Source organism: Photobacterium pectinilyticum (assembly GCF_024357955.1).
Taxonomy (GTDB): domain Bacteria; phylum Pseudomonadota; class Gammaproteobacteria; order Enterobacterales; family Vibrionaceae; genus Photobacterium; species Photobacterium pectinilyticum.
In genome coordinates this window covers 1-9,043 of the sequence record NZ_JANEYT010000127.1, presented here as the reverse complement: position 1 = coordinate 9,043, position 9,043 = coordinate 1, and the positions used below count along the sequence as shown (strand labels likewise).

At 42.1% G+C, this 9,043-nt stretch carries 9 protein-coding genes; 1 reads left to right on the top strand and 8 read right to left on the bottom strand.

Annotated elements, in window-relative coordinates; translation table 11 throughout:
- Positions 1-46: 46 nt before the first annotated feature.
- The 4 genes from NHN17_RS24805 to NHN17_RS24790 form a co-directional block, all read right to left on the bottom strand.
- Positions 47-295 carry a hypothetical protein gene (locus NHN17_RS24805; RefSeq protein ID WP_255045348.1) on the bottom strand — a complete coding sequence of 83 codons (249 nt, stop codon included), beginning with the start codon at positions 293-295 and terminating at the stop codon, positions 47-49.
- 397 nt (positions 296-692) lie between these two features.
- Positions 693-1,997: a TRAP transporter large permease gene (locus NHN17_RS24800; RefSeq protein ID WP_255045347.1), complete on the bottom strand. Its 1,305-nt coding sequence runs from the start codon at positions 1,995-1,997 to the stop codon at positions 693-695.
- 25 nt (positions 1,998-2,022) lie between these two features.
- Entirely contained in the window at positions 2,023-2,496 is a 474-nt protein-coding gene (locus NHN17_RS24795) for a TRAP transporter small permease (protein WP_255045346.1), read from the bottom strand.
- A 112-nt stretch (positions 2,497-2,608) separates the two neighbouring features.
- Positions 2,609-3,640 carry a DctP family TRAP transporter solute-binding subunit gene (locus NHN17_RS24790; protein ID WP_255045345.1) on the bottom strand — a complete coding sequence of 344 codons (1,032 nt, stop codon included), beginning with the start codon at positions 3,638-3,640 and terminating at the stop codon, positions 2,609-2,611.
- 395 nt (positions 3,641-4,035) lie between these two features.
- Between NHN17_RS24790 and NHN17_RS24785 the strand changes: the two genes are divergently transcribed.
- Positions 4,036-4,803, top strand: coding sequence for an SGNH/GDSL hydrolase family protein (locus tag NHN17_RS24785; protein ID WP_255045344.1), 768 nt, complete (start codon positions 4,036-4,038; stop codon positions 4,801-4,803).
- Positions 4,804-4,875: 72 nt separating this feature from the next.
- Here the strand turns inward: NHN17_RS24785 and NHN17_RS24780 are convergent, their stop codons facing one another.
- From NHN17_RS24780 to NHN17_RS24765, 4 genes are all read right to left on the bottom strand, one after another.
- Complete coding sequence (locus tag NHN17_RS24780; RefSeq protein WP_373689597.1) at positions 4,876-6,180, bottom strand: MATE family efflux transporter; 1,305 nt, start codon at positions 6,178-6,180, stop codon at positions 4,876-4,878.
- 409 nt (positions 6,181-6,589) lie between these two features.
- Entirely contained in the window at positions 6,590-6,772 is a 183-nt protein-coding gene (locus tag NHN17_RS24775; protein WP_255045343.1) for a hypothetical protein, read from the bottom strand.
- A 529-nt stretch (positions 6,773-7,301) separates the two neighbouring features.
- Positions 7,302-8,804, bottom strand: coding sequence for an arylsulfatase (locus NHN17_RS24770; protein ID WP_255045342.1), 1,503 nt, complete (start codon positions 8,802-8,804; stop codon positions 7,302-7,304).
- On the bottom strand, positions 8,801-9,043 hold a 243-nt coding region (locus tag NHN17_RS24765; RefSeq protein WP_255045341.1), incomplete at its 5' end, for a DUF4345 family protein. The genes NHN17_RS24765 and NHN17_RS24770, both read right to left, overlap by 4 nt.

Here is a 9,043-nt window from a genome sequence, read left to right as displayed (position 1 = left end):
TTGAGGCTATCCATAGCGATGTGACTGTCTGAAAGAGTAACCTCAATTAGATCATATTTTTACTTAGATTGGTATTACACCAAGCCTTTTCGCCATCAACCATCACTTCTGTGATTTCCATGGTATCTCCGTACTTTTTAAGCTCAGCGATATAGTCATGAAGATCAGATTTGTGATGAACGGCACCATCTTTATCAAGAAGCTTGTACTCTGATGTCACATTTTCAGCAATCACGTTTGCATCCAAACTTGAAAAGCCATTGCCATAACCAGCTAACTTATCTTGTGCTGACATGATCCAACCCTCTTTCAGTCTAGGGAAGCTAAATCTAACTTCTAGTATAATACTTTCCACTTATGGAGCCCCTAACACTAAAGATGGATTTTTGGCACCTGCTATGCAGTCGGTCCGATTTCAGATAAAAAGTGCGACATTCATTGAAGCACTCTTCACTCATGAATAATTGTGACAAAAATATGACCGTCGGATTACCTCTATATTGGCAGTATATCGATGATATTAGTTTCGCCAATAACAGCTGGGATATCAGCAGCCACCGCCTTGCTAAGCCTTCAGGGATAAAAAGCGTACACACCAATATACATTTATCTAGAAATAGATATACATGGTATGTACGCTTTTAAGCTTCACTAAAAGTAATATGAGTAAAGAACTGTTACTCACCCGACTCTTAAAGCAAAAAGAGTGAAATCTGTGGAAACAACACCAACAAACACAGTCCGAATATTGAAACCAAAAGAAACGGCATCACTCCCTTTGCTATAGAGCCTAGAGAACAGTGTGTTATATTTGCCGCAACAAAAAGGTTGATGCCAACAGGTGGAGTAATCAGTCCGATAGATAACGCTGTCATTAACAATACACCAAACCAAGTGAGATCAATATTCAAAGAACGAACCACCGGCAAAAATATCGGCAAAGTAATATACATAATAGTAACCGCATCCATGAACATACCGGCTACCAGTAAGATCGCCAAAATCACAAACAAGATGATCTGAGGATGTTGACTCATGGTAATCAATACCTCGGAATAGTCTCCCACTAAGCCATCGATCTCAATCACCCAACCAAAAAGCCCAGCAAAAGCAACCACCAGCATGACTACAGCTGACGAGCAAGCAGAATCGATAAATGAATGGTAAAGCTGATTTATATTAATCGAACGATAAATTAAGGCTCCAACCACAATGGCATACATCGACGCGACTATCGCCGCCTCTGTCGGAGTGAATATCCCTCCATATATACCACCGAGGATCAGAACTGGCGTGAATAGTCCCCAAAAAGCGTGGGTAAAGGCACTATACAAGCGTAAGTGATAAGGCTCATTTGAATCTTGTTCTTGCAGGGAAATCGAAAACCCTGGCTGACTGTTATCCGCATAAAAGCGTGATAATGGCAACATCAATAGCATCAATGAGCCTAGCAATATACCAGGAACAATCGTGGCAAGAAAAAGGTTGCTTATCGACGTCTCAGCTATCACACCATATATCACAAGCCCGATAGAAGGCGGAATGATCAGGGAAAGTGCCGCTCCAGTGCACACCAAACCAGCAGCGAAAGGTTTACTGTATCCATCATCAACCATTCCTTTGATAATCAATGGTCCAATGGCTGCCACTGAAGCTGGTCCCGAGCCACTCACTGACCCCCAAAACAAGCACACCACGGTACCAACCAGCCCCATATTACCTGGTAACTTCTCAACTAAAACCCGAAAGAACTGGATCATACGTTCTGCTATTCCGCTGATCCCCATGATATTTCCGGCTAAAATAAAAAATGGTATAGCCAATAACGTGTATTTTGAACTGCCAGCAATGAGCAGGTCTGCAACCATATCAAGCCCAAAATCCATCTGCCACATGGCAAACAACGCCGATAATGCCAAACAAAACGCAACGGGAATACCGCAGATAATAAAGATGAAAAACAACATTATCATCTGGCTTCCAGTAGAGATATCCATAATTACTTCCTTGATATTATGAGTATTATTTACAACGCAGCTGAGTAATAAGCCATTCGATTTGACGAGCAATCATCAAAACGAAACCTAAGGGTAGCAAAGCCGTGTAATACCAAACCTTTACCTGTAAAGCACTTGAGGTTATTTGTGACTCGTATTGGTTACCCAGCAGATCGAGCATGAAATAAAACATCACTAACAAGGTAAACACAACCGCAATCGAAAGGCCAACCTGCAGCCACTTTCGATAACGATCGCTTATATTATCAATCAAAAATCCGACAGCCAGTAGCTGGCCTCGCTTAATCGCAATGGCAGCACCAAATAGCGTGAGTACCACCATCCCATTAATAACGATTTCTTGTGTCGACGCTAGTGAGTAATTCGTAAGGGTACGTACAACGACATTTGAGAAGCCTAACAATAGCATCACAACAAATGTAACAAAGCAGATGACCTCTTCCAATTTACCCCATAAGTTTTTAAAGCTAGTACCCATACAATTGTTCCAGAATCTTTTATGGTCGTTACAGTTATAATTTCATGAAAAGGAATATTAAGCCCGCTTTTGCGGGCTTAGTTCCATTTCACTTTTTCTCGCTTATTCACATTTAATTTGTTGCAATGTCGTCTTCAAATACTTTCACGATATCGGTACCAACGAGATCTCGCCACTTATTAAATGAAGGTAAGGTTTTCTGCCTAAACTCATCAATTTGCTTAGCATCTAGTTCAACAACCGTCATTCCTTCATCTTTAAGTGTTTGAACACCATCCGCTGTCATCTGACGAGATATTGCTATTTGATATTCCATCGCCTCTTTGGCGGCATCGGCCACCATAGTTTGGGTATCAGCATCAAAACTATTCCAAACTTTACGGCTTACCGCGAGGAAGATTGGATCGTAGGAATAATGCCAAAGAGTGATGTTTTTTTGGATTTCATAAAGGCGCTGCGGAACAATAATCGCACCGACAGGGTTTTCTTGACCATCAACTACCCCTTGTTGCAAAGCAGAGAACGTCTCAGCCCATTGAATTTGCTGTGGGTTTGCACCAAGATCCTTAAATACATCGATATACATAGGGCCAGCAACACGTACCGACATGCCTTTCAAGTCATCAGGGGAATAAACAGGTTTAGTACTGTTCGTTAACTCACGAAAGCCATTCTCCCCCCACGCTAAAATAATGATATTTTTTTCTAGTGCAATCTGTTCAATTAGCTTACCTCCTTCACCTTGGATGGCTTTATCTACAGCTTGATATCCATCAAAAAGATAAGGTAGAGAGAACACCGCCATTTCTGGAATAAGTGGTGTTACATTAATCGCAGAAGTTAAAATGAAATCAATTTTGTTAGCACCTAACATTTCGGCTTGTTTAATCTGATCGCCACCTGTAAGCACTGAATTAGGGAATATTCTAACTTTTAGCTTGTCGTTACTACCTTCTTGCAGCAGTTGATTGAATTTTTCTGCACCTTGCTGCCAAGTCGTCGTATTAGAGACATTGTGGGACAAGCGGTAAGTTTTGGCCTGTGCAGCAAAACTCATACACACAGTCACTACCGCTATAGTTGCTAGTTTGGCTGACCCCTTCGCCATATTAAGTATATTGTTCATAACACCTTTTTCTTCCATGTCATTGTTTCAGCATATAAATCTCATTCTTTGTGTTTTGTTGCTTCATTGTCAATGGCTTACATCACAACTTGAACCGCTAACTGAATTATTTCTCAGTTGGTAAGGTACCTTTAAATTGAAGTTAATAATCAACTCAATCAGGAAAGGAATACTTAAAAGTTTGCATTAATCGATATTTACAGTCTATTAAACTAATAATATCTATAATTAGCGTTGAATATTACAAAACTCCGATGCTTATACAGTATAAAACGAACAGGTCAGCTTGCAGCATCATAAGAGTGCGAGGATTTTATTTTATCCTTGTAATATCCTCTTTTTGCCACATGAAATATCAAGTAATCGCTTCTATTATTTACAGAGAGTGATAAACATATAGAAAGCGGGTATTTATGCTACATCAATTTATCCTGGTCGTTATGGCACCCATTTTTTTGGTACAAGGTAAGCATGTCCGTAAGTCAATTCCCTGCCTCAAAGAAGCGGCAGGGCCACGCCGAGGGCAAAGTGAAAAAATAGCGGGTAGAGAAGGAAAGAGTCCTCCAACCAAGAAACCGCTTCGGATACTACTCTTAGGGGATTCCGCCGCTGCCGGAGTAGGCGCTGAACATCAATCTCAAGCGTTATCCGGCCAGCTCATATCGGCCCTGCACCATCAATTCCATGTCGAGTGGCAATTGATCGCAAAAACGGGCTTTACGACGAAGCAAGTGCATCAATCAGCTCTCTTGCACCCCAAGCAAATGTATGACGTTGTTGTTGTATCCGCCGGAGTTAATGATGTCACCAAACCGACCAGCGCAGCAAAATGGATCAAGCAGCAACAGATGCTTACCAATACGTTACGCAGTCACTTTTCATGCCAGCACATTATTCTTAATAAAATTCCACCGATGGAAGTGTTCCCATCCCTCCCTCACCCTTTACGTTGGTATTTGGGCAGCAAAGCAAAAGCGTTTAATAAAAAACTGGCCAAATGGGTCGAAACACAACCTGACTGTGAGCTCGTTAACATCGGGGGGCCACTCGATGTTATGCATATGGCCACCGATGGTTTCCACCCCGGACCGAAAATATACCGACAATGGGGACAAGCTGTTGCCCAAATAATAGAAGATCGCTGGACAGGAAGCGGATTTCAACAGCAGGATATCCGTTAATCCCCTTTCAAATATGTGCTGCCAACTTACCTTACAGGTATGAAAGCAACACCGTAAACCCCTGGCCCACAGTTAGCTATACATTAGCTTTTCTGCTTTTTGGAGATCAAAATCATTGAGCGACTTTTTAGCCAAGTGCCTCAAGGGGAAAGCCCTAATTAACTCTTCAAACGGCTGGACGGCAAAGGCCCAAAACACCGAGTTATCGAAGCCAAAAACAATGACTGCGCATAATGGAATAGAAATAATCCATTGGCCAGTAAAGTTAATTTTAAATACTGCTGTTGTCTTACCCAATGCGCGTAATACATTACCATGTACGGTATTGTAACCACGTACGATAGGCAAAATGATGTAGAGAGGCGCAATAACAGCTAAAGCCTGGTAGGTTGATTGGTCAAGATCCGGGTAAATATCGGCAATTACAAAGCTCATTCCAATAAACAATAGAGCACACAACACCGAAATCCCGATCGCGACATCAATACTGGTGTTCACGTTTTTGCTGAGATTATCGACTTTCTTTGAGCCAATGGCTTGGCTAATCGTTATCGCTGATGATTGTGACCATGCCGCGATAAACTGGGTGCCAGATCGGATCCATGGTGCGACGAGTGTTATAGCAACATAAGCATTGATATCCAATTGTGAGTAGAGCAACTGGTACACCGTGGCTCCAAGCATCAAAATCGTCACGTTGGCAGCAACGGGAAAAATCTCTAAAAAATGCAGCCTTATATTTCGCCCCATCGACGTTACTTCACGAAGCGTTATAAAGGAAATATAACGCTTTTTATACAGTGTTATTCCAAAGAAAATCAGGCGGGCTGTTATCGCAAAAATACTGCCAAGCGCTGCGCCTTGAACCCCCATCCCCTCATATGACAGCGAGTCAGACAGGTCGAATCCATTGATAAATAGATAAGTAAGCAGTGTATTTATTGGTAATTCAAGTAGGTAACCTTTAAGAGTGATTCTGCTTTTACCCAAACTATTAAATAGCGCAATCATTACCTGAGTAATACCCGTGTATAAAACTAGGTACTTTGAGATCATAAGGTAATCGGCAATTTCTTGCTGAAGTGGAGTGCTATCAGTCAACGCCTGAATTAGTGGCTGGTCAAACACAGTCAACAGTGTCCAGAATAGAGACGCAACTAAGCAGTTAATAATCATTCCAGACCAAGATGCTGTCGACAGAGCTTGCTGGCTACCTGATCCTACCGCCCGGCTTAGCACCAGTTGGCTGCCATTCGCCAATGCCATTTGAATCGCCAAAATAAAAGCCAGAATAGTGGTTGAGATCCCCATAGCGGCTAACGGCACCTCCCCCAATGGTGAAACCAATAGCGTATCGATCATCAACATGGACTGCATCAAGAGTCCATTCAAGGCCAATGGCCAAGCTAGCGAGAAATTCTTTTTTACATAGGATTGGGATGGCACAAGTCAACCTTAATTCAGCCGTCACTGACAGAGCAATAGAAACCTGGAGGCGTCAAATGGTAATACAATATGACTTGCTATTCTGAGGGCATGCTCAAGTTTTCAGTACAGTTGGACGACATTTAAGTGGATTGTTTTTCCATGAGATGAAAACCTGCAACCCGCAAGTGCAGAAATCTGCTTTAATACCAATCTGGATAAGTAGTTGATCAAATATTTATGTAGGTTGGTATAACAAATGATATTGGGCCATTCTCCCCCCCTTCATAAATAATGCTGAGCAAAAGGCCAGAGATCGCTGCCGATCTCTGGCCCTCATTATTTTGGCCCATACAGGGCGTTACCGAAGAAGTTGTAGGCTCGCGGTTTCACACATTACCTGAGCAAACTCTGTGCCCCGCTTACATTCAACTTCCCTGACTAATTCAGCCAATAGCACTTCAAGATCTTCAACGTTTCCATTGCTGCCAGACTCAGCCATGTATTGTGCGATACTTCGTCTCGCTTCATGCTTTCTACACATAATCTAATCCTTTAAATTTGAACCCAGTCCTCCCTCATCATAATTTTCATCAACCATCATGCAAATGCTCCAGCTCACATAAAACTTTTTTCAACCACAAAAATAACACTTAAAATCAATAACTTAATGATTTTTGTCGTAAAGTGACATTGACTTTCCACTGCCATTTATGGCTCATTTTGATTTTCCAAAATTCCATAGAAGCCATTGATAAAATGGCTCTCTGTTATCATTCTAGGTTCTTTATGAACGACTTCATCTGGTTTAGACCACACCTTACCCAGATACCCATCAGAGTATGCCTTGTGCCAATAACGCAGGTCGATAAGCCTGGTAATAAGCAGATGCAATCATATAAAGGGTAGAGAAAACGAAATTTATGTCGGTCACTGATTAACACTAGCGAAGTGTTCTCAGCCTTATACCAACCTGGATAAGTAGTTGATCAAGTATTTATGTAGGTTGGTATTAAAGCGTAAATATAATCTAGGCTGCCGATCCCTCTCGGCAGCCTATGTATTCAACTCAACTAATTGCCAACACCACCATTGTTAGTGACGGGAGTATCAGCCGTTAATACCGGCCATTCTTTAAAGGTTGCCAAGTGCTGTTCTACCGCAGCTTGTGCAGGACCAAATGCCCACATTTTTTGTCCCATCCACTTCAAATACATCCCAGACTCTTCAGCCGCCCTTTCATAAGGATCGCGACGCAAGTTAAAGAGCAAAGGCGCATTTAACTCTTCTTTTGGTCCACTCCAGCCATGGTTTTGCACAACGAAATGTGCTTTCCAGTCGCCGACTCTGACTGCTTGAAGCTTATCTCTTTCATAGTAGAGAATTTCATTTCGATTGGATTGACTGTCCTTCGTCAGCATCTCAAGTTGATTGTAGCCATCTAAATGTGCTTTGAAGCCTTCATGACCTCCCAGCAGCTTCTCTTTTAGATCTGTCGGTCCTCCCGCTGCAGCGACTAAAGTGGGTAGCCAATCCATCCCATCAAAAATACCATTATTCACTGAACCTGCAGGAATGTTCTCTGGCCAACTAACAAGCGCAGGAGCCCTGACTCCACCTTCCCAGGTTGTCCCTTTTTCACCGTGAAATGGAGTCATGCCGCCATCCGGCCATGTCATAATTTCTGGCCCATTGTCAGCGGTAAAAATGACGATGGTATTGTCTGCAACACCTAACTCATCCAACTTCGCAAACATTTCTCCAATATGATCATCAAGGTCTTTCATTACAACCTCTTGGAGTCCCCAACCATTTTTCCCTAACATTGCTTCATATTTAGGGGAAAGGTGGCTCCACACATGCCCTCTTGAAGGACAATACCAAGTAAAGAAGGGCTTATCTTCTTTTACTGCCCGCTCAATAAAATCAATAGCATGTTTGTTCACTTCATCATCAAGCGTGCGCATTCTTTCAATAGTCAGCGGTCCATCATCATTAATAGTTTGGTTACCACTGCCATCGGTAGTTGCATGAATCACATTACGCGGGGCGAATTTCTGAAAATCCGGGTCTTGTGGCCAATCCGGATCTTCCGTGTATTCCATGGCGTTAAGATGATATAACCAGCCCCAATACTCATCAAATCCGTGCATCGTTGGTAAAAACTCATCGCGATCACCAAGATGATTTTTACCAAATTGACCTGTCACATATCCCAATTTTTTGAGAATTTCAGGCAATGTTGGTGTATCCGCATTCAATCCAACAGGCCCTCCGGGTAAGCCAACAGTATGCATCCCTGTTCGAACGGGTAATTGGCCTGTCAAAAATGCAGAACGCCCAGCCGTACAGGAGGGTTGAGCATAATAATCAGTAAGCATCATGCCATTCTCAGCGATGCTATCAATATTCGGAGTCTGACTACTCATTACTCCATTATGGTAAGCGCTAATATTCGATATCCCAATGTCATCTGTAAAAATCACAAATATATTGGGTCTCTCTTGTGCCGAAAAAACCACAGTTGACCAGTTGAATAGCAAGCTAATTATAAAAAAACGTAATATCCTTTTCATCTATTCCCTCTTGTATTTTCAGTCGTTTCTAGATTAATCATTTTTAAAGCAACAACGCCAAATCCGATTTCGAGCAACAAATAAATGAATAGCAACCAATGAGGCATACCATCGAATATAATACTAGTCAGGCGCCCAGCGGCTAAGCCAAGCATAAATATTACTAAATAGCTGATCCTAATAGTGCTACATTTTGATAACTCCATGACCGCCTCCTGGAAATGGTGATACGTTGTCCA

What these genes read in the sequence shown, in the direction of transcription:
- NHN17_RS24790 (WP_255045345.1), bottom strand. Translation starts at nt 3,640, where the DNA reads ATGGAAGAAAAAGGTGTTATGAACAATATACTTAATATGGCGAAGGGG.
- NHN17_RS24780 (WP_373689597.1), bottom strand. Translation starts at nt 6,180, where the DNA reads ATGCAGTCCATGTTGATGATCGATACGCTATTGGTTTCACCATTGGGG.
- NHN17_RS24795 (WP_255045346.1), bottom strand. Translation starts at nt 2,496, where the DNA reads ATGGGTACTAGCTTTAAAAACTTATGGGGTAAATTGGAAGAGGTCATC.
- NHN17_RS24770 (WP_255045342.1), bottom strand. Translation starts at nt 8,804, where the DNA reads ATGAAAAGGATATTACGTTTTTTTATAATTAGCTTGCTATTCAACTGG.
- NHN17_RS24800 (WP_255045347.1), bottom strand. Translation starts at nt 1,997, where the DNA reads ATGGATATCTCTACTGGAAGCCAGATGATAATGTTGTTTTTCATCTTT.
- NHN17_RS24775 (WP_255045343.1), bottom strand. Translation starts at nt 6,772, where the DNA reads ATGTGTAGAAAGCATGAAGCGAGACGAAGTATCGCACAATACATGGCT.
- NHN17_RS24785 (WP_255045344.1), top strand. Translation starts at nt 4,036, where the DNA reads ATGCTACATCAATTTATCCTGGTCGTTATGGCACCCATTTTTTTGGTA.
- NHN17_RS24805 (WP_255045348.1), bottom strand. Translation starts at nt 295, where the DNA reads ATGTCAGCACAAGATAAGTTAGCTGGTTATGGCAATGGCTTTTCAAGT.